The following is a 19,696-nucleotide window of genomic DNA, read 5'->3' as shown; positions in this document are numbered from 1 at the left end:
GATCTGCGAGCCGGTCAGAGCTGGATCAAGTCGAGATCCTTGCCGATTTCCCTTTTGGCAATGTCGACCACGCTTCTCTCATGGGTAAAGAGGATCGTCTGGAAACGATCGGACGTTGCGGCCAGTACCTGTAGACCCGCCCGAACGCGCTCGTCATCGAAGGTCTGGAAGATGTCGTCGACGATCAGCGGCGCAGGCTCGTTGCGGGCAGAATAGTCTTCGAGAAACGCCAGCCGTAGCGCGAGATAAAGCTGGTCGCCCGTCCCTTCGCTCAAGCCGTCGAGCGGCACGCGTTCGCCGGCCGCTCGTTCCGCCAGCAACTGCAGCGCATCGCTTTCATCGTGGGCTTCGACCAGGCGGGAGAAGCGGCCACCCGTCAGCTGCGAGAACAGCTCACCGGCACGCCGGATGACCGGATCGGCCTGCTTCTCGCGATAAGCCTCCATCGAACCTGCGAGCATGCGGGCTGCAATCTTCAGCACGACCCATTGTCGCGCGAGATCCTTTGCATCCTGCTCGGCCGAGAGCTTCTCGAAAACCGCGTATTCGGCGCTAACGCCTGTTTCCAGCGCCTGCCGCTGGCGGCGGTTCTCCGCCAGCCGTGCGGAAAGTTCGCCATGCACGGCGAACTGCCGCTGATCTTCCTCCGTCAATCGCTCGATTTCGAGATCGGCCGCAACCCGTTCGAAGCCGGCAAGCTCGGCCCGAAGCTCGTCTTCGGCCTTGCCGTCGGCTTGGTGGCGGAAGCGATCACGGCTTTCGACGAGCCGGGCAGTCAAACGAGTGCGTTCGCGCAGTCGAGAGAGGAGTGCAGGCAGATCTTCGATCCCGCCGAGATCGGCGGTCAGTCCTTCCAGATCGGCGGCGATGGCGGCAAGCGCAGCCTCCTGGCGGACGACGAGCCCTTCCCCACGCTGCCGTTCCTCCTCCAGGGCGTCGCGCTTCTTCAGTTCGCCGCGCATGGCGTTGACGCGGGTATGCAGTGCCTCGGCAGCGGCATCTGGCGGCAGATGATCCAGCTCATAGCCGCTATTGGCGCCAAGGGTCGCCAGCCGCCGCTCGAAATCCGCCATGTCGCGCCGCATGCCATTGACCCGGCGCAGGCGGTTTTCGCGCTCCGCCAGGACATCGGGCAGTTCCTGCCATGCCTTCAAGGCGGCATTGGCCATGTCCATGGTCGTGTCGGATGGCAGACCGAGCAGTTCCACGGCTTTGGCGAATGCGCCGCGCCAATCGGTGTATTGTCGTTCCAAGCTCTTTTGCTGGTCGTCGAACCGGGTCAGCCTTTCACGCGCCGCGCCGATCTCCCCTTCCCGCGTGCGGCTTTCGCTCCAGCGTTCGGACAGAAGGCGCAGATGCTTGCGCAGGCCTTCCGCAATCGCTGCCGGCGGAAGGCGGCCGCTCCTGTAGCCGCTTGCCTCGACGATATCCTGCAGAGCGGGCAAGACGCGGTTTTCCGCCAACGCATTCTCATCCCGTTGATCGATTAGATCCCGCAACGCTTTGCGCTCACGTCGCAGCAGCTCCACTCCGCGGCGCCATTCCAGCATCGTCGATGGATCGAGGGCATCGACACCGCAAGGCTCAAAAAGGGCTGCGAAGGCTTCCTGTGCATCCTTCAGCGCCTTCTCGAAGCCCTTGAGCCGACCGGAAGCCTCCTCCCGCTCCTGCAGCAGACGCGCCTGCCGCAAACGATAGTCGGCGTGGCGCGCGACCCGATCCGCATCGCTCAGGGCGGCATCGGCCAGACGGTCCGCCTCGGCCACGCTGACAGTCAGTGCCGCAAGGGTCTTCGCTTCCGGAGCCGCGCCGTCCTTCCACTTTTCCTGGATAGAGGCCCATTGCACATCACGGCTTTCGCGTGCAGCGGCGATCTGCTCGCGCGTGACAACTGGCCCGGTGCGCTCGGCATCCGCGAGGATTCGCCCTATCTCAGCCAGCTGCTCATCATAGGTCTGCAGCTTGCCGGTAGCGTCGCGCACCTTCGATCGCGCCGCGTCGATCGCATCGCGATGTCCTATAATCTCCGTCGTTTCGGGAAGCGGTACCGAGAAGAGCAGATCAATGTTACCGACCGGTGGCTGCAATCGTCCCGCGGCCTCGTGGAGATCGGCATCGGTGCGACGTATCTGGGTTTCCAGCCTATCAAGGCGAGCCAAGGCGGAAAGATCGCTGCCCAAAGCCTCAAGCTGGTCAATATAAGGTCTCGGATCGATCAGCCGCCCGTTAAGGCTGTCCTTCTGGAGCGTGGCCAACTGCCTGCGCTCGCTGTCGGATTGTTCGGCAAGCGACTGCATCTGCCGCGCAAGCTGCGTGCCCTGCTCCACCAATTCGGACAGGCGCGCGCGATCGATATCGCTCGGCTGCTGCCGTTCCAGCTCGGCTTCGGCAAGACCGAGGCGACGGGCAAGCTGCGAGAGCGTCGTATCGTAGCCGGCAAGTTCCTGATCGACGCGCGGCAGGTCGTGACGCTGGGCGCGGTAGTTGCCGGTATCGGCAAAGAGCTGGGTGATATCGCCCGACATCTGCAGTAACGCTTCATCCACCTGGATGCGCGAGAGATCCTCTTCCGCGCGCAGAACGGCTTGCCGCGCGCGTCGCAGTTCCGCTTCGCTCGCCTCTTTATCCCGCAGTCTCTGTTCTAGCTTATCGGCAAAGCCGTCCGGTATGGCGGCAAGATCGGAAAGGCCATCGAGCGCAAGAGTTTCCGCATCGATTTCTGACAGCAGAGGCTGCAGCGTCTTCAGCCGCTGGAGCCGATCCAGCGCCTCACGCGTGCTGCGGCGCTCCGCCTGCAGGCGCTCCAGCTCCGTCTCCAGCTCGGCCGCTTCGGCAAGCAGCTTCTTCCAGTCGCCGGATTTCAGCTCGTTGTCCTTCTCGGCCTTGCGGGCATCCTCATAGCGGTCGAGAGCCTGGTAGAAGCCACGATCCTTCGAGCGCCTGGCCGCATAGATGCTGTCCGCCTCCGCTTCCAGCGACTGGCGCAGACGTGACAGGCCCGTCAGACCGGACGCCGCCGAAAATAGCAGACTGCCGATCTCGCCGCCGCTGCGCAGCATCGCAGTCGCGCCCTGCCGCAGTCGCTGCGAATCGAGCCCGAAGGCGCGCTCGAAGACATCGCGGCTCAAATTGCCAAGGAAGGGCGAAAGCGCATCTTCGGCGAGCGCCGTCTCCTTATCGTCGGGTGCGAGAAGCGTCCCCTTGCGGCCACGGCGGCGGCGGAAGCTCAGCTTTGCACCATCACGCGCGCTGATATCGGCGCCGATCCTCAAGGTATTTGGTTCATGCAGGAAGCTTTGCTCGGCAGCAGTCGGGAAACCGAAGAGAAGATCGGAGATCGCGCTCAAAGCCGAGGATTTGCCCGCCTCGTTCGGACCATAGATCACATGCAGCCGTGCGTCGGGGCGAAAATCGATCGCTCGATCGGTCAGCGCGCCATAGCGGAGAATATCGAGGCGGGTGAAGCGCATCAGCCTGCCCCCTGCCCGCGCGCCAGCAGCAATTGCCGCGCCTCTTCTATGAGGGTGTCCATGCTGTCGTCCAGCGGCCGTTCCGTCGCGCCGAGGCCGCCCGGCAGCCGCACCGCAATCTCATCGATCAACCGGGCCGCCTCTGCTGCAATATCCGTGTCGCCGGCATGGTCTGCCAGTAACTGGCGCAGATCGAGCGCGCCGTCCGCCTCCGCCGATCTTTCCGGCGGCGGCTCAAGACGCAGCTCGAGCTTTTCCAGCCAGATATCCTCATGTACGCGGTGACAGGCAGCTTCCACTTCGTCACGCCATTGCTGGCGATTGGCAGCTATCGCACCCTGCAGCGGCGTTACGCCGGAAAGCCGCACACGCAGCGCGGTCATGCGACCCGCCATCTCATCGGCTACTGGCTGCACCGCCTGCTCCACATGACGCAGGATCGCCGCCTGATCGTCCTCCAATCCAACCACGACATCAATTTGCGCAAAGCGCGCCTCATCGACGATCAGCCGCTCGTGATCGATCCGCCCGTCTTCGACGGTCACCAGCACCGCGCCCTTGGCACCGCGTTCACGGATATTGCGGCCCTGCAGATTGCCGGGAAAAATAACGAGCGGGTCCTGCGCCACCACTTCAAAATCGTGCACATGGCCGAGCGCCCAGTAATCATAGCCGCGCGAGCGCAGATCATCCACGGAACACGGCGCGTAGGGTGCGTGCGGCTCGCGCCCGGTCAGCGAGGTATGGAGAATGCCAATATTGAACCAGCCGGAAACGGGCGCGGGATAGGCAATCGCCAGATTGTCGTTGGCGGAGCGTTCGGCAAAGCCCTGGCCATGCAGCGCCACCTTCAGCGCCTCCAGCCTGACACTGCCCGGTTTGCTAGTCGGAAACTCATGAACGTTTGACGGCAAGGTGATCGTCTTGGTGATGACGCTTGCCGCATCGTGATTGCCGCGCAGCAGGTAGACCGGAATGCCCGCCCGCTCCAGTCGCGCCATCTCGCGATTGAAGAACAAGCCGATCTTGTTGTCCTTCCAGTCGCCATCATAGACATCGCCGGCAATGACGAAGAAATCGACGCACTTTTCGATCGCCAGGCCCACCAGCGTCGAGAATGCCTTGCGGCTCGCTTCGACGAAGACAGCAGCGACGGCGGCATCCTTCAGGGCCAGGCCCTGAAAGGGGCTGCCAAGATGGAGATCGGCGGCGTGGATGAAGCTGAAAGAGGACATGGGCTCCGATAGCGGTCAGAAATCCGGCCTTTCCTTTTAAGGAAATAGAGGCGCAATGAATACCGCGCCGGCGACTTCATCCAACGGTTTCGTAAGCCGGCTCGCCCTGCCGTGTTCAGTCACGCGATTGCGATCCTCGATCGCCAATGTGCGCTTGTGGCCCTGTCGGGCGGCTGCTACTGCGCTATCATCTTATGAATAAAAGAGAGGAGACTACTCATGAGACATCATGCCTTCGGACGGACGCCCTTTATCGTGACCGATGTCGGCTTCGGCGCCTGGCAGATTGGCGGCGCATGGGGCGATGTCAGCGAGGCTGACGGCCGCGCAGCGCTCAACGCCGCCCTCGATGCCGGCATGACCTTCATCGATACCGCCGACGTTTATGGCGATGGCCGCTCGGAAAAGATCATTGCCGATGTGCTAAAGGCGCGCGGCGGCGAGCGCCCGATGGTGGCGACGAAGGCCGGCCGCCGGCTGAGCCCGCATGTGGCCGACGGCTATACCAAGGCCAATCTCGAAGGCTTCATCGATCGCAGCCTCAAGAATCTCGGCGTCGAGAGCCTTGATCTCGTGCAGCTTCATTGCCCATCGACCGAAGTTCTCTATCGGCCGGAAGTTTTTGCCGGGCTCGACGAATTGCAGAAGGCGGGCAAGATCAAAGGATACGGCGTCAGCGTCGAGAAGGTCGAGGAAGCGCTGAAGGCGATCGAATATCCGGGCGTGCTCAGCATCCAGATCATCTACAACATCTTCCGCCAGCGTCCCGACCATCTGTTCTTCAAGGAGGCCAAGCGCAAGAACGTCGCCGTCATCGCCCGCGTGCCGCTCGCCTCCGGCCTACTGTCCGGCAAGATCACCCGCGATACGCAATTTGCCAGCGACGACCACCGCAATTTCAACCGTCATGGCGAGGCCTTCGATGTCGGCGAAACCTTTGCCGGCGTGCCGTTCGAAGTCGGTCTGCAGGCAGTGGAAGAGGTGCGCAGGCTGGTTCCAGCCGGTACCAGCATGGCAGCCTTCGCGCTGCGCTGGATCCTGATGAACGATGCCGTCACCGTCGTCATTCCGGGTGCGCGCAATGCCGAGCAGGCCAAGGCCAATGCCGCCGCGGCCGATCTCGCTCCGCTCTCCGCCGATGTCATGGCGGCGACGCGCGAAATCTACGAGCGCCTGATCGCGCCGCATGTTCATCATCGCTGGTAACATCCATATCTGAAATGGATGGCCGGAACGTGCTTTCGGCCACCATGGACATATTGTTCCATAGATGCAGAGACAGCATCAATGTGCTGCTGCCCAAGCTTGACACCATAGAGGAAAAGGGCCGGACAGGCCCAAGGAGGAATGCCATGAAAGTAGCGCTGGTAACGGGCGCCTCTCGCGGTCTGGGTGCGGTGATCGCCTTGGAGCTTGCCGAGGCTGGCTGGGCCGTCGCCGTCAACTATGCAAGCGACACTCAGGGGGCCGAGAAGATCGTCGATACCATTCGGCAGCGTGGTGGACAGGCTTATGCCGCAAAATTCAGCGTGATCGACAAGGACCAACTCGTGGACGGTCTGGAAAAGATCAGGGCAGCGCTCGGGCCGGTCGATCTCATCGTCAACAACGCGACCGGCCCCCAGCCGGATATGCCACTCATGGAGCAATCCTGGCGGACTTACCTCGACCAGCTCGAATTCTTCGTCAAGGCGCCGCTGGAACTACTGCAAGCCGTGCTGCCGGACTGGCGGGCGCGCAAATCGGGCCGCGTCATCAACATCGGTTCTGAGATCGCCGAGCTCGGCAATCCGAATTTCGGCAATTATGCTGCCGCCAAGGGCGCTATGCTCTCGATGACGCGCTCCTGGGCGAGAGAGCTCGCGCCGGAAGGCATTACCGTCAATCTCATCGCGCCTGGCTGGATTCCGGTCGAGCGCCATGCCGATGCTTCCCAGCAGGCAAAGGAAGGCTATCTCGCGCAGACGCCCATGGCCCATTTCGGCAAGCCGGAAGACATCGCCGACGCCGTCGTCTTTCTCGCCTCGAGCAAGGCGGATTTCATCACGGGGCAGAAACTTGCCGTCAACGGCGGCCGGACGCTGCTCTGACGCCGCCAAGCAGAGAAACGGATTCGATAACAGACGACTTGAACCGAAATAGCGGCGATTGCCGCTATTTTGCACCTTTGCTGGACGGCTCCAGCGCAAAGTCGCCGAAGCGGAGCATTCCACCGTTATCGGCGCAAAATGATTTCACTCTTTGCGCTCCATTTTTGCGCGGACCTCGAGAAAGGCGTTTGTAAGACCTATCAAGACGGGCGATGTGACACTCCCATTTGCTCCGCCGATCGGGTCCGCAATGTGAATATTTCTAAGATCGTTCATGAAGTCATCCCAAAGGGCGGGTCCGCCTTTCTCAAGAAGTTCGGCGCGGATGCTCAGGTCTTCACTGACGGGCAGATGCCGCCTACCCCAGGCGCCGATCATGGCAATCATCGGCACGAGCTGAATCGCCGGTTCCGTCAGACTGTAAATCGCCTTCTGACTGTGGCTGGGATCGTCCAACTTGGTGATCAAGCCGAGTGAAACAAGACGCTTCAGACGCGCGGCGAGTATGTTGGAGGCAATCCCCTCCTCGGACCGATTGAGCAGTTCGCGAAAATGCCGCCGATTGCCGAACATGATGTCCCGAATGACGACCAGACTCCAGCGATCCCCCAACACCTCCATTGTCAGGTTGATCGGGCATCCCGACCGCCGCTCGATATCCATATTCGCTTCCTTCGGTGAATCGATTGCAATGTAGGACGAGCCATGCTACCACACAACCAGTTGCAAATTGCAATTGGATGGAGGACAGCATGTCGAAAGTTCGTGTCGCAGGATTCTCGCTCTCGATCGATGGCTTCGGGGCTGGACTGGAGCAAAGCCTGAATGACCCCTTGGGCAAGCGCGGGCCGGAATTGTTCGAGTGGTTTTTCCCGACCCAGACATTCCAAGCGATGTTCGGCAAAGAGGGTGAAACCGAAGGTGCCGATGCGAAATATGCAGCATTGGCGAATACCGGTTTTGGAGCCTTCATCCTCGGCCGCAATATGTTCGGCCCCATTCGCGACGAATGGCCCGATGAAAACTGGAAAGGCTGGTGGGGCGACAATCCGCCCTATCACGCGCCGACCTACATCCTGACGCATTATCCTCGCAAGCCGATCGTCATGGAAGGCGGTACGACCTTTTATTTTGTCACGGGCGGAATCGAGGACGCGCTCATGCAGGCCAAGGCCGCGGCCGGAGGCAAGGATATCAAGATCGGCGGCGGTGTCAGCACGGTGCGGCAATATCTCCAGGCTGGCTTAGTCGATGAGATACACTATGCCATTTCACCGGTCGTGCTCGGGAGGGGAGAGGCAATGTTTGCCGGCATCGACCTGCCTTCGCTTGGCTTTCAGGTTGCCGCCCATGAGGCGACGGCGAAAGCCACGCACATCGTCCTGAAGAAATGACGGCCATCATATCGTTGGTCATCCACGCGCACTGAAGCCATCCGCTTTGACGGCGTTGCGAATGTTCGCATCTCCTGTCGATCGCTCACCCGGCCCGGCATTGAACTTTCAGCGCGTAATGCTGCATGAGACCATAAAAAGGGCCCGCTTTTGCGGGCCCCAATCTTGTCCACCCGCAAGGCTAAAGCCTCGCAGCGGGTGAAAACGAATTAGCTGTTGACCGAGTCCTTCAGGCCCTTGCCGGGCGTGAACTTCGGTACGTTACGGGCAGGAATATCGACCTCGGCGCCGGTGGACGGGTTACGGCCCTTGGTGGCTGCACGGTGAGAAACGGTGAAGCTGCCGAAGCCAGCAAGGCGAATGTCGCCGCCCTTCTTCAGTTCGGCCTGGACAGTATCGAAAACAGCGTCGACAGCGGAAGCAGCGTCAGCCTTCGTGATACCGGCCTTCTCGGCCACTGCGGACACGAGCTCATTCTTGTTCATGTTTCCACCCCTTTCTCTGGTATGAAACGACTTATCAGTAAGCGGGGCGCAAAATAGCAATGCTCTTACCCGCCGCAACCCCAAAAGCCCTGCAAATCAAGGAAAAGCAAGCGTTGCCATGCGCTTTTCACAAAAAAAGACCGGCAAAAATGCCGGTCTTTTCGTCCATTTACGTCAATTCGACAGAATTGAGGCGAAGGGGCTCAATGAGCGATGGCAGAACCTACTTCGTCGACGCCTTCGACCGTTGCGATCACAGGCGTTTCCACGGTGCCATCCCACTCGATCGGTTCGGGACGGCGAATAAGCGCGTGCTTGATCACCTCGCCCATGCGCGACACGGGGATGATTTCCATGCTGTTCTTCACGTTGTCCGGAATCTCCGCCAGATCCTTGGCGTTTTCTTCCGGGATCAGCACCTTCTTGATGCCGCCGCGCAGTGCTGCGAGCAGCTTTTCCTTCAGGCCGCCGATCGGCAGCACACGGCCGCGCAACGTGATTTCACCCGTCATGGCGACGTCCTTCGAGACCGGAATGCCGGTCATGATCGAGACGATCGCGGTTGCCATGGCGACACCGGCCGACGGACCATCCTTCGGCGTCGCACCTTCCGGTAGGTGCACGTGGATGTCGCTCTTGTCGAAGCGCGGCGGCTCGATTCCGAAATCGACAGCGCGCGAGCGGACGTAAGAGGCCGCCGCCGAGATCGATTCCTTCATGACTTCCTTCAGGTTGCCAGTGACCGTCATGCGGCCCTTGCCCGGCATCATCACGCCTTCGATCGTCAGCAGCTCACCGCCGACTTCGGTCCAGGCGAGACCGGTGACAACACCGACCTGATCGTCGCGCTCGGCTTCGCCATGGCGGAAGCGTGGCACGCCGAGGTAGTCCGGGACATTCTCAGCCGTGACGGCAACCGACTTCACCTTGCCCTTGATGATCTCGGTGACCGCCTTGCGGGCGAGCTTCATCAATTCGCGCTCGAAGTTACGCACGCCAGCTTCGCGGGTGTACTGCTGGATGATGACCATCAGGGCGCCGTCGGTGACCGAAAACTCGTTCGGTTGCAACGCATGTTCCTTGATGGCCTTCGGCAGCAGGTGCCGCTTGGCGATTTCGCGCTTCTCGTCTTCGGTGTAGCCGGCGATACGGATGATCTCCATGCGGTCCATCAGGGGCGCAGGGATATTCAAAGTATTCGCTGTCGTGATGAACATCACGTCCGACAGGTCGTATTCGACTTCGAGGTAATGATCCATGAAGGTCGAGTTCTGTGCAGGGTCCAGCACCTCAAGCAGAGCCGAAGACGGATCGCCGCGATAGTCCTGGCCGAGCTTGTCGATCTCATCGAGCAAGAAGAGCGGGTTGGACTTCTTCGCCTTCTTCATCGACTGGATGACCTTGCCGGGCATCGAGCCGATATAGGTGCGGCGGTGACCGCGGATCTCGGCTTCGTCACGAACGCCGCCAAGCGCCATGCGGACATACTCACGGCCGGTCGCCTTGGCGATCGACTGGGCGAGCGAGGTCTTGCCGACGCCCGGAGGGCCGACGAGGCACAGGATCGGGCCTTTGATCTTCGTCGCGCGGGCCTGGACGGCCAGATATTCGACGATGCGCTCCTTGACCTTGTCCAGACCGAAATGGTCCGCTTCGAGGATCTTCTCGGCATTGTTCAGGTCGGCCTTGATCTTCGACTTCTTGTGCCAGGGGATGCCCAGCAGCCAATCGAGATAATTGCGCACCACGGTCGCTTCAGCCGACATCGGGCTCATCTGCCGGAGCTTCTTCAGCTCGGCATCGGCCTTTTCCTTGGCTTCCTTCGACAGCTTGGTCTTGGAGATGCGCTCTTCCAGTTCGGCCATCTCGTCGCGGCCTTCCTCGCCGTCACCGAGTTCCTTCTGGATCGCCTTCATCTGCTCGTTCAGATAGTATTCGCGCTGCGTCTTCTCCATCTGGCGCTTGACGCGCGAGCGGATGCGCTTCTCGACCTGCAGAACCGAAATCTCGCCTTCCATGAAGCCGAGCGCCTTTTCCAGACGAGCCTTGACGCTGGTGGTTTCCAGCATTTCCTGCTTTTCGGTGATCTTGATCGAAAGATGCGATGCGACGGTGTCAGCCAGCTTCGAATAATCGTCGATCTGGCTGGCTGCGCCGACCACTTCCGGCGAAATCTTCTTGTTGAGCTTCACATAGCTCTCGAATTCGGAAACGACCGAGCGGCTCAAAGCTTCGAGCTCAACCTGGTCTTCTTCCGGCTCATGCAGGACATGGCCAAGGGCTTCGTAGAAGTCTTCACGGCCGGTATATTCGTCGATCTCAGCACGCGCACGGCCTTCCACCAGCACCTTGACGGTGCCGTCGGGCAGTTTCAGCAGCTGCAGAACATTTGCAACGGTGCCGACCTTGTGGATGGCATCCGGCGCGGGATCATCATCGCTGGCATTGATCTGGGTGACGAGCATGATCTGCTTGTCCGAACCCATGACCTCTTCCAGCGCGCGAATGGATTTCTCCCGTCCGACGAACAGAGGCACGATCATGTGGGGGAAGACCACGATGTCGCGCAACGGCAATACCGGATAGGCAATGCTGTCGTGTGTCGCAGACGTTTTCTTACTCATGTCATTTCCTTTCCGTCGTCCCGTTCCCGGGCTCTCTGCCGGCTGGGGGGAGTTAGCCGGCTCTCTCACTTGGTAAACAAGTGGAGCTTCACACTGCCTATTTCAAGTCACAGGAACGCCCGCCACGAGGCAACGATCCCGCATGTCTGCAAGAAGGAACGCAACAACAAAACACCAAAGCCCGACAACTCGAACACTGCCGGCGACGCTAAGATCCGAAGAAACGCCGGGCCTGCGCCCCATCCGCCTCATGCTCCAGAATCATGCCATCATGGCCGCAGCAGGGGCTCTTCACAACCGGTTTCGACGGCATTCCCATAAGCTTATCCAAGACTTTATCAGCAAACCGTGCGATTTTTCAAACAGAAAGGGGCCCGTCGATGACGAGCCCCCGATTCGTGATCACGGATGACGGATCAGGCCGTTGCGTTGGCCTTTTCCTCCTGCCGGTCGGCATAGATGTAGAGCGGACGGGCGGAGCCGCGAACCACTTCCTCGGAAATGACCACTTCGCGCACGCCTTCCAGGGCCGGCAGCTCGAACATGGTGTCGAGGAGGATCTTCTCCATGATGGAGCGCAGACCGCGGGCGCCCGTCTTGCGGACGATCGCCTTACGGGCGATTTCGCGCAGAGCATCCTCGTGGAAGGTCAGTTCGACGTCTTCCATCTCGAACAGGCGCTGATATTGCTTCACCAGCGCGTTCTTCGGCTCGGACAGGATCTGGATCAGCGCATCCTCGTCGAGGTCCTCCAGCGTCGCCAGAACGGGCAGACGGCCAATGAATTCCGGGATGAGCCCGAACTTCACCAGATCTTCCGGCTCCAGCTCGCGCAGCACTTCACCGACGCGGCGGTCATCCGGCGCCTTGACGGTCGCACCGAAGCCGATCGAGGTCTTCTCGCCGCGGGCAGAGATGATCTTGTCGAGGCCGGCAAACGCGCCGCCGCAGATGAAGAGGATGTTGGTCGTGTCCACCTGCAGGAATTCCTGCTGGGGATGCTTGCGGCCGCCTTGCGGGGGAACCGAAGCCACCGTGCCTTCCATGATCTTCAGGAGCGCCTGCTGCACGCCCTCGCCCGAGACGTCGCGCGTGATCGACGGATTGTCCGACTTGCGGGAAATCTTGTCGACTTCGTCGATGTAGACGATACCGCGCTGTGCGCGCTCGACGTTGTAGTCGGCGGCCTGCAGCAGCTTGAGGATGATGTTTTCGACGTCTTCGCCGACGTAACCTGCTTCGGTCAGCGTCGTCGCATCGGCCATGGTGAAGGGAACGTCGATGATGCGGGCGAGCGTCTGGGCAAGATAGGTCTTGCCGCAGCCGGTGGGGCCGACGAGCATGATGTTCGACTTCGCCAGCTCAACGTCACCGTTCTTCGATGCGTGAGCGAGCCGCTTGTAATGGTTGTGAACGGCCACGGAGAGGATCTTCTTCGCCTGCCGCTGGCCGATGACGTATTCGTCAAGAACCTTAATGATGTCCTGCGGGGTCGGAACACCGTCACGAGACTTCACCATCGAGGATTTGTTTTCCTCGCGGATGATGTCCATGCATAGCTCGACGCACTCGTCGCAGATGAATACGGTCGGTCCGGCAATCAACTTCCGGACTTCATGCTGGCTCTTACCGCAGAACGAACAATAAAGCGTGTTCTTTGAGTCGCCGCCGTTGCTGCCGCTGACTTTGCTCATATCACTTTCCTTCCAGCACGCCGCAAATTTCCAAATTGAAATCGCGGTCCACTCTATGCGCCCGCCGGACCTGCCCCTCGTTTGCAGATCGCGGCGCCCTTCAGGGTACTGAACGCAGGCCAGGCAACCAAACCGGAACTGCGTGGCAACGAATCCCCCTTCGAATGCCGAATGCTATGTCACAAAAACGCTACATAGCATTAATGCGTACTATTACCGCGTTCCGCTCCACATTAAACCCCTATTCGATCACAAATGGGATAGAACTGTGGCGTAGAAGTCACCGCCTAGTGGATAATCACGAGGCGGTTTCACCTTCTATTTCAGTACGCGACGTCAGCACCTTGTCGATCAGACCCCATTCCTTGGCCTCATCCGAAGACATGAAATGGTCACGATCGAGCGTCTGCTCGACCTCTTCATAGGTCCGGCCGCAATGCTTGACGTAAACTTCATTGAGACGGCGCTTCATCTTGATGATGTCGCGCGCGTGGCGCTCGATGTCCGAAGCTTGGCCCTGGAAGCCGCCCGAGGGCTGATGAACCATGATACGGGAATTCGGCGTTGCGAAACGCATGTCCTTGTCGCCGGCGGCCAGAAGCAGCGATCCCATCGAGGCAGCCTGGCCGATGCAGAGCGTCGAAACGGCCGGCTTGATGAACTGCATCGTATCGTAGATCGCCATGCCGGCGGTCACGACGCCGCCCGGCGAATTAATATAGAGCGCGATTTCCTTCTTCGGGTTTTCGGCCTCGAGGAAGAGAAGCTGTGCGCACACCAGCGTCGCCATATGGTCTTCGACCGGTCCGGTCAGGAAAATGATGCGTTCCTTCAGCAGGCGGGAATAGATATCGTAAGACCGCTCCCCGCGGTTGGTCTGCTCGACAACCATCGGCACCAGAGCCATAGCTGTATCGACTGGATTTCTCATGTGCGTCCTTTATCAAACTTGCCCCGGCGACGGAGACGCCGGGAATCGGAGTAAAAATCCTTTACTCCTACATAGAGTGTCCCTGCCCTGCACTTCAAGACGCCCGTAAGCATAACGTCAAAAAGCACGAATGCCCCACGAAGCGTTCACAAAGCATTTCTAACCACGGCTCCTCGAATTCCAAGGTGCCGTAGCGACGGACCATCCGCTACCCACTACAATTCGCGGTCGCAAGGTGAAGGAAGCATGAAGGTCTGTACCCGTCGGGCGGAGATCTCCACCACAGGCAAAATTTACCAACTCATTTAAGGAACTTGCCATCTTATTGGGCAAGGATGAAACGATCGCAGAGATCGTCGTGCCGCTTGCGCCGACGGCCCCCAAAAAGCGGAGACGTCCGATCGTGCTGAATATGACCACAGGCCTCACCATCTGGTGCTCGGAAGCCATAACCCTGGCGACCGTTCTCCTTCTTGCCTGGAGGCATGATCGCAAATCCCCAGCCTATTTGATCTGGGCACTCGGCTTCACGGTCAGTGCTGTGGGATTCGCCTTGGTGGCTGCCCGAGGCCTCATTCCCGACATTTGGTCGATCCAGATCGGCAATGCCGTGGCCCTGCTCGGCGAGAGCGCGTGGATCGTCGGATTTCGCGTGATGGACAAGCGCAAGCTGGAATGGTCGGCATTCCTGCCGCCAGCCATCTGGATCGTCGGCGTCAGCCTTCCCTGGGTCACCGGCAATATCGCTAATCGCGTCGTCGTCTATGACCTAGCCGGCGCAGTCGGCGCGACCTTGCTTGCCTTCGCTGTGCATCCCGGAGACGGCCGACGGGAGCCGGCACGCGGACAACTCGGCATCGTCTTCGTGGCGCTCGCCTGCTTCTGTTTCGGTTCGGCTCTCTGGATGGTGCTTGCTGCCCCTTCGCTGGATGAGGCCATGATCTATCGTGGCTACATGGCGCTTGGCTACGGGCTGCTCATCATCATCGCCATCGTTCTCAATGGCAAGCTTCTCATGGAACGCGCCGAGCGCCGTTGGCGGGCAATATCCATCACCGATACTTTGACGGGAGTTCTGAACCGGCGCGGGCTTCAGGAAAGCTACGAGATTCTCGTCGGCAAGGGGCAGCAACAACCGCAAAAGCTTGCCGCCCTGTTATTCGATCTCGACCATTTCAAGAAGATCAACGACCGCCATGGCCACCAGGCAGGCGATGCGGTTCTGGTCGAGTTTGCCCGCATCGCGCGTCAGTTCGTGCCTCGCATTGGCGCATTCGGCAGAATGGGCGGAGAGGAATTCGTCGCCTTCGTTCCGATAGACGAGCAATCGCAGGCCGAAGCGCTGGCGGAAACCATCCGCGCCGATTTCTGCCGCGTGCCGCTGCTTGCTGGTCGCTCGCTGGTGCCGGCAACCGTCAGCATCGGCGTCTCGATCATGCCCCACGATACCGTCAGCTGGGACGGGCTGGTCTCTTTTGCTGACCGTGCACTTTACGCCGCCAAACGCGCAGGCCGCAACTGCACTATCGTCTTCAATGAAATGGAGACTGCGAGGGAGCCTGACGCGGCGACCGCAGCGGATGAAGGCGAGCTGGTGCCGACGCTCGACGACCAGATCCACGCCTTGCGGCGCATGGGCACGCTCGCGAGGATGTGATCGGCTCATTCGGCACACCCATCCTATAGGCTTTCTCTTGACCAAATTGTGCGAGTGCCGAACAAGGCCGCCATTCTCAAACGCAAAAGACGCGCCTGAACGGCGCGCCTCCGCAAATTGTGCGGCAATGTCCAGCCGTATCAGCCGTAACGACCGGTGATATAGTCTTCCGTGCGCTTGACCTTCGGCGCCTGGAAGATCTGTTCGGTCGCGCCGTATTCGATCAGCTCGCCCAGATACATGAAGGCGGTGCTGTCGGAGATACGGCTTGCCTGCTGCATATTGTGCGTGACGATGACGATGGTGAAATCGCCCTTCAGCTGCGACACCAGTTCCTCGACCTTGGCGGTCGAGATCGGGTCAAGAGCCGAGGTGGGCTCGTCGAGCAGGAGGACTTCGGGACGAATGGCGATGGCGCGGGCAATACAGAGGCGCTGCTGCTGGCCACCGGAAAGGCCAAGTCCGCTCTGGTGCAGCTTGTCCTTGACTTCGCTCCACAGTGCCGTTTCCGTCAGCGCCGCCTCGACGCGGGCGTCCATTTCCGCCTTGGAGATCTTCTCATAGAGGCGGATGCCGAAAGCGACGTTCTCGTAGATGGACATCGGGAACGGCGTCGGCTTCTGGAACACCATGCCGACCTTGGCGCGCAGATCGTTGAGATCGACGTCCTTGGTGAGGATGTTGCGGCCATCCAGCAGAATTTCGCCAGCCACGGTCTGACCGGGGTAAAGATCATACATGCGGTTGAAGGTGCGCAGCAGCGTGGACTTGCCGCAACCCGAAGGGCCGATGAAGGCGGTGACCGCGTTCTTGCGGATATTCATATTCACACTCTTCAGAACGCGATGGCCGTTCTGATAGGTGAAATCGAGGTTCTTCACCTCGAGCTTCGCGAGCGCACCGAGATCCGACTGGGAAGCGGCGTCCTTCCCCTGTTGTGCGTTGACGCTCTGAAATTTGCTGTCGCTCATGTTCATGGTCTCATTCCTATCGTTCGACGGCTGCGTCATTGACGGCGCCCACTCAAGACACGGGCAAGGATGTTCAGGGCAAGGATGGCGACGGTGATGATCAGCGCACCGGCCCAGGCCAGTTGTTTGAGATCCTCGCCAGCATCGGCGGCAAGCGTGTTGATGGCAACCGGCAGCGTGGCGATCGGACCGGTCAGGCCCGTATTCATGAATTTGCTATAGCCGGCAGTGAAGAGAAGCGGTGCGGTTTCGCCGCTGATGCGGGCGATGGCCAGCAGAATGCCGGTGAGAATACCGGTCCAGGCGGAACGGTAGATCACCATCATCATGGACTTCCAGCGCGGCGCACCGAGCGCGGCAGTCGCCTCGCGAAGCGCATTCGGCACCAGCAACAGCATATCCTGCGTCGTTCGGTTGACAACCGGAAGGGCGATCAGCGCCAGCGCTAGGATGCCCGCGATGGCAGAATTGCCGTGCATGGGCACGACCACGGCGCCGTAGACGAACACGCCGACGATGATCGAGGGTGCGGACAGCAGAATGTCGTTGATGAATTTGGCGACCTCGGCAAGCTTGGTCCCGTTGGCATATTCCACCAGGTAGGTGCCGGCTAGAATGCCGATCGGCGCTGCGATCAGGATGGCGCAGCCGGTGACCAGCACCGTGCCGTAGATCGCGTTGATCAGACCGCCGCGCGAGCCCTGGGCCGGGATCGACATGGTGAACACGTCGAGGCTGAGCGCCGATACGCCACGATAAACCAGGCTGACAAGGATCACGCTGAGAAAGAATATGCCGAGAATGGCCGCGAGGAAGGACAGGGCCATCATCACCTTGTTCTTCGTATAACGCCTCGACACGAGATTCTGACGAACTGCATTTTCCATGGTTTCTTCCTCAGAGCGAGTCGCCGCGGCCGATCATCCATCTCGCCACTGCAAGCACGCAGAAGGAAAGGACGAACAGGAGCAGGCCGAGCGCGATCAGACTCGACAATTGCAGACCGTCGGCATCGCCGAAGTTGTTCGCGATCTGGGCGGAAATGGTCGTGGACGGCGAAATGATCGACGATTGCAGACGGCTTACCGAGCCGACGACGAAGGTCACAGCCATGGTTTCGCCAAGCGCGCGGCCAAGGCCAAGCATGATGCCTCCGACGAGGCCACGGCGTGTATAAGGGATCAGGATGTGGCGGGCCACTTCCCATGTCGTCATGCCCATGCCGTAGGCGGATTCGCGCAGCATCGGCGGCACGGTGCTGAACACGTCGCGGGAGATTGCGGTGATGAACGGCAGGATCATGACGGCGAGCACGAGGCTTGCCGTCAGCAGGCCGACGCCCGGGGCCGGCGGCTGGAACAGCAGACCGATCACCGGCACCTGGCCGACCGTAGAGATAAGGAATGGCAATATATAGTTCTGCATGAGCGGCACGAGAATGAACAGGCCGACGATGCCGTAGATAATGGAGGGAACGCCTGCCAGAAGCTCGATGGCCGTACTGATTGGACGGCGCAGGCTGCCGGGGCAAAGTTCCGTCAGGAATATGGCGATGCCGATGCCGAGGGGAACGGCAATCAGCATGGCGATGAACGAACTTACAAGCGTACCGAGCATGGCGGGCACGGCGCCATAAATATCAGCCGGCGCGCTCCACTTGGTGCCCCAGAGGAACGACAAGCCAAAGGTCTGAAATGTGGGCAAGGCATCGATGACAAGAACCACGAGGATTGCCAGCAGCAGAAGCACGACAAGAACAGCCGAGCCAAGCGTCATCAAATAGAAAATCCGATCCTGGATTCGGAATTTTCTGGTCGCGGCGGAGGTATTCACAGCCTGGAAGCCCGCCATTTGAGTCGCGTCAGCCATCGATTTCCCCTTATCCTGTCACGAAAGGCGGACAGGGAAATACCCTGCCCGCCGCAACTTTCTCGCCTAGCACAAATTACTTCGTGCCGAAGTCCGTCTTCCAAGACTTCTCAACGATCTCGACAACATTGTCCGGGACCGCGAGATAAGACAGGGCGGTCGCGTCCTTCTGGCCATGCTCATAGGACCACTTGAAGAACTTCAGTGCCTCTTCGTTCTTAGCAGCATCGGCCGGCTTCTTATAGAGCAGAACCCAGGTCGAGGCAGCAATCGGCCAGCTCTTTTCGCCCGGCTGATTGGTGATGATCAGGTTGAAGTTCTTGGCCTTGGCCCAGTCGGCGTTGGAAGCGGCAGCCTTGAAGGTTTCCAGGCTCGGCTCGATAACCTTGCCGGCAGCATTCTTCATCTTCGCGAAACCGATGTGGTTGGCGACGACGTAGGAATATTCAACGTAGGAGATCGAACCAGCCGTCTGGTTGACGGTCGTGGAAACGCCTTCCGAACCCTTGGCGCCGAAACCGACCGGCCATTCAACAGCCGTGTTCGAGCCAACCTTTTCCTTCCACTCCGGCGAAACCTTCGACAGGTAGTCGGTGAAGTTGAAGGTCGTGCCCGAGCTGTCGGCGCGGTAAACGACCGAGATCGGCGTGGACGGCAGCTTTACATCAGGGTTGAGAGCCTTGATGGCTGCATCGTCCCACTTGGCGATCTTGCCAAGGAAGATGTCAGCCAGCGTCTTGCCGTCGAGAACGAGTTCGCCCGGCTTTACGCCTTCGACATTATAGGAAACGACGATGCCGCCGGAGATCATCGGGAACTGGGCAATGCCGTTCTTCTCGAGGTCGGCGTCGCTCATGGGCTTGTCCGAAGCGCCGAATACGATGGTCTTGTCGAGAAGCTGCTTGATGCCGGCGCCCGAACCAACCGACTGATAGTTGACGACATTGTTCGTCGCAGCCTTGTAGCCTTCAGCCCACTTGGACAGAACCGGTGCGATGAAGCTCGAGCCGGCGCCCGTGATGTCGGCAGCGGAGGCCGAAGCGGACATAGCCGCGATGAGGCCTGCAGTCAGGCAAAGCGAACGGAGTTTCAGGTTAAGCATAGTAGACTCACTTCCTCAAGTGAATGAAAGGATGGCGAGCAGAAGATCGGCGCGAGGTCCCCATGGTAAACGAACCTCCCCGCCTGAAATCTCCCGGCGACAGACTTGGCTCTAAAGACGCATTGTTTCAGTTTGATGACAGTTTAATGAAGCGGCAGTGACACAACCTGCGGC

Annotated in this window: 15 protein-coding genes; 4 read left to right on the top strand and 11 right to left on the bottom strand. The window is 59.9% G+C overall.

Going from position 1 to position 19,696, the window contains the following annotated elements:
• Positions 1–14: 14 nt before the first annotated feature.
• The gene (locus FBZ97_RS14875) at positions 15–3,470 is read right to left on the bottom strand and encodes a YhaN family protein (RefSeq protein WP_145320428.1); all 3,456 of its coding nucleotides are present in this window, start codon (positions 3,468–3,470) and stop codon (positions 15–17) included.
• Positions 3,470–4,705: a DNA repair exonuclease gene (locus FBZ97_RS14870; protein ID WP_145320430.1), complete on the bottom strand. Its 1,236-nt coding sequence runs from the start codon at positions 4,703–4,705 to the stop codon at positions 3,470–3,472. The genes FBZ97_RS14875 and FBZ97_RS14870 overlap by 1 nt, the downstream gene beginning before the upstream one ends.
• Positions 4,706–4,924: 219 nt before the next feature.
• Between FBZ97_RS14870 and FBZ97_RS14865 the strand changes: the two genes are divergently transcribed.
• Together FBZ97_RS14865 and FBZ97_RS14860 are read left to right on the top strand one after the other, a co-directional pair.
• Positions 4,925–5,911 (top strand): aldo/keto reductase, encoded by a 987-nt coding sequence (locus FBZ97_RS14865; protein ID WP_145320432.1) that lies wholly within the window; start codon positions 4,925–4,927, stop codon positions 5,909–5,911.
• A gap of 146 nt (positions 5,912–6,057) precedes the next feature.
• Positions 6,058–6,795, top strand: coding sequence for an SDR family oxidoreductase (locus FBZ97_RS14860; RefSeq protein WP_145320434.1), 738 nt, complete (start codon positions 6,058–6,060; stop codon positions 6,793–6,795).
• Between the two features lie 144 nt (positions 6,796–6,939).
• Here the strand turns inward: FBZ97_RS14860 and FBZ97_RS14855 are convergent, their stop codons facing one another.
• Positions 6,940–7,458, bottom strand: coding sequence for a helix-turn-helix domain-containing protein (locus FBZ97_RS14855; RefSeq protein ID WP_113390754.1), 519 nt, complete (start codon positions 7,456–7,458; stop codon positions 6,940–6,942).
• 89 nt (positions 7,459–7,547) lie between these two features.
• Between FBZ97_RS14855 and FBZ97_RS14850 the strand changes: the two genes are divergently transcribed.
• On the top strand, positions 7,548–8,189 hold the full coding sequence (locus FBZ97_RS14850; protein ID WP_145320436.1) for a dihydrofolate reductase family protein: 642 nt from the start codon (positions 7,548–7,550) through the stop codon (positions 8,187–8,189).
• A gap of 209 nt (positions 8,190–8,398) precedes the next feature.
• Here FBZ97_RS14850 and hupB read toward each other — a convergent pair whose 3' ends face one another.
• The 4 genes from hupB to clpP all read right to left on the bottom strand — a co-directional run bounded on the left by hupB (position 8,399) and on the right by clpP (position 13,923).
• On the bottom strand, positions 8,399–8,674 hold the full coding sequence (gene hupB / locus FBZ97_RS14845) for a DNA-binding protein HupB (RefSeq protein WP_015339480.1): 276 nt from the start codon (positions 8,672–8,674) through the stop codon (positions 8,399–8,401).
• A gap of 203 nt (positions 8,675–8,877) precedes the next feature.
• Positions 8,878–11,298, bottom strand: a complete 2,421-nt coding sequence (lon, locus tag FBZ97_RS14840; RefSeq protein WP_145320438.1) for an endopeptidase La — start codon at positions 11,296–11,298, stop codon at positions 8,878–8,880.
• A gap of 416 nt (positions 11,299–11,714) precedes the next feature.
• Positions 11,715–12,992: an ATP-dependent Clp protease ATP-binding subunit ClpX gene (gene clpX / locus FBZ97_RS14835; RefSeq protein WP_047627083.1), complete on the bottom strand. Its 1,278-nt coding sequence runs from the start codon at positions 12,990–12,992 to the stop codon at positions 11,715–11,717.
• Between the two features lie 298 nt (positions 12,993–13,290).
• Positions 13,291–13,923, bottom strand: coding sequence for an ATP-dependent Clp endopeptidase proteolytic subunit ClpP (gene clpP, locus FBZ97_RS14830; protein WP_015339477.1), 633 nt, complete (start codon positions 13,921–13,923; stop codon positions 13,291–13,293).
• Between the two features lie 403 nt (positions 13,924–14,326).
• Between clpP and FBZ97_RS14825 the strand changes: the two genes are divergently transcribed.
• Entirely contained in the window at positions 14,327–15,580 is a 1,254-nt protein-coding gene (locus FBZ97_RS14825; protein WP_145320440.1) for a GGDEF domain-containing protein, read from the top strand.
• A gap of 140 nt (positions 15,581–15,720) precedes the next feature.
• Here the strand turns inward: FBZ97_RS14825 and pstB are convergent, their stop codons facing one another.
• From pstB to pstS, 4 genes are all read right to left on the bottom strand, one after another.
• Positions 15,721–16,557 carry a phosphate ABC transporter ATP-binding protein PstB gene (gene pstB, locus FBZ97_RS14820; protein WP_095434490.1) on the bottom strand — a complete coding sequence of 279 codons (837 nt, stop codon included), beginning with the start codon at positions 16,555–16,557 and terminating at the stop codon, positions 15,721–15,723.
• A gap of 29 nt (positions 16,558–16,586) precedes the next feature.
• On the bottom strand, positions 16,587–17,438 hold the full coding sequence (gene pstA, locus FBZ97_RS14815) for a phosphate ABC transporter permease PstA (protein ID WP_113328999.1): 852 nt from the start codon (positions 17,436–17,438) through the stop codon (positions 16,587–16,589).
• A 10-nt stretch (positions 17,439–17,448) separates the two neighbouring features.
• The gene (pstC, locus tag FBZ97_RS14810; RefSeq protein ID WP_145320442.1) at positions 17,449–18,420 is read right to left on the bottom strand and encodes a phosphate ABC transporter permease subunit PstC; all 972 of its coding nucleotides are present in this window, start codon (positions 18,418–18,420) and stop codon (positions 17,449–17,451) included.
• Between the two features lie 76 nt (positions 18,421–18,496).
• Positions 18,497–19,522 (bottom strand): phosphate ABC transporter substrate-binding protein PstS, encoded by a 1,026-nt coding sequence (gene pstS / locus FBZ97_RS14805; protein WP_113329001.1) that lies wholly within the window; start codon positions 19,520–19,522, stop codon positions 18,497–18,499.
• Positions 19,523–19,696 lie beyond the last annotated feature (174 nt).

It is taken from the genome of Rhizobium sp. ERR 942, assembly GCF_007828395.1.
GTDB lineage: Bacteria > Pseudomonadota > Alphaproteobacteria > Rhizobiales > Rhizobiaceae > Rhizobium > Rhizobium dioscoreae.
Note: the sequence above shows the minus strand (reverse complement) of the source record. Positions and strands in the feature narration are given on the sequence as shown.

What these genes read in the sequence shown, in the direction of transcription:
- FBZ97_RS14875 (WP_145320428.1), bottom strand. Translation starts at nt 3,470, where the DNA reads ATGCGCTTCACCCGCCTCGATATTCTCCGCTATGGCGCGCTGACCGAT.
- FBZ97_RS14870 (WP_145320430.1), bottom strand. Translation starts at nt 4,705, where the DNA reads ATGTCCTCTTTCAGCTTCATCCACGCCGCCGATCTCCATCTTGGCAGC.
- FBZ97_RS14865 (WP_145320432.1), top strand. Translation starts at nt 4,925, where the DNA reads ATGAGACATCATGCCTTCGGACGGACGCCCTTTATCGTGACCGATGTC.
- FBZ97_RS14860 (WP_145320434.1), top strand. Translation starts at nt 6,058, where the DNA reads ATGAAAGTAGCGCTGGTAACGGGCGCCTCTCGCGGTCTGGGTGCGGTG.
- FBZ97_RS14855 (WP_113390754.1), bottom strand. Translation starts at nt 7,458, where the DNA reads ATGGATATCGAGCGGCGGTCGGGATGCCCGATCAACCTGACAATGGAG.
- FBZ97_RS14850 (WP_145320436.1), top strand. Translation starts at nt 7,548, where the DNA reads ATGTCGAAAGTTCGTGTCGCAGGATTCTCGCTCTCGATCGATGGCTTC.
- hupB (WP_015339480.1), bottom strand. Translation starts at nt 8,674, where the DNA reads ATGAACAAGAATGAGCTCGTGTCCGCAGTGGCCGAGAAGGCCGGTATC.
- lon (WP_145320438.1), bottom strand. Translation starts at nt 11,298, where the DNA reads ATGAGTAAGAAAACGTCTGCGACACACGACAGCATTGCCTATCCGGTA.
- clpX (WP_047627083.1), bottom strand. Translation starts at nt 12,992, where the DNA reads ATGAGCAAAGTCAGCGGCAGCAACGGCGGCGACTCAAAGAACACGCTT.
- clpP (WP_015339477.1), bottom strand. Translation starts at nt 13,923, where the DNA reads ATGAGAAATCCAGTCGATACAGCTATGGCTCTGGTGCCGATGGTTGTC.
- pstB (WP_095434490.1), bottom strand. Translation starts at nt 16,557, where the DNA reads ATGAACATGAGCGACAGCAAATTTCAGAGCGTCAACGCACAACAGGGG.
- pstA (WP_113328999.1), bottom strand. Translation starts at nt 17,438, where the DNA reads ATGGAAAATGCAGTTCGTCAGAATCTCGTGTCGAGGCGTTATACGAAG.
- pstC (WP_145320442.1), bottom strand. Translation starts at nt 18,420, where the DNA reads ATGGCTGACGCGACTCAAATGGCGGGCTTCCAGGCTGTGAATACCTCC.
- pstS (WP_113329001.1), bottom strand. Translation starts at nt 19,522, where the DNA reads ATGCTTAACCTGAAACTCCGTTCGCTTTGCCTGACTGCAGGCCTCATC.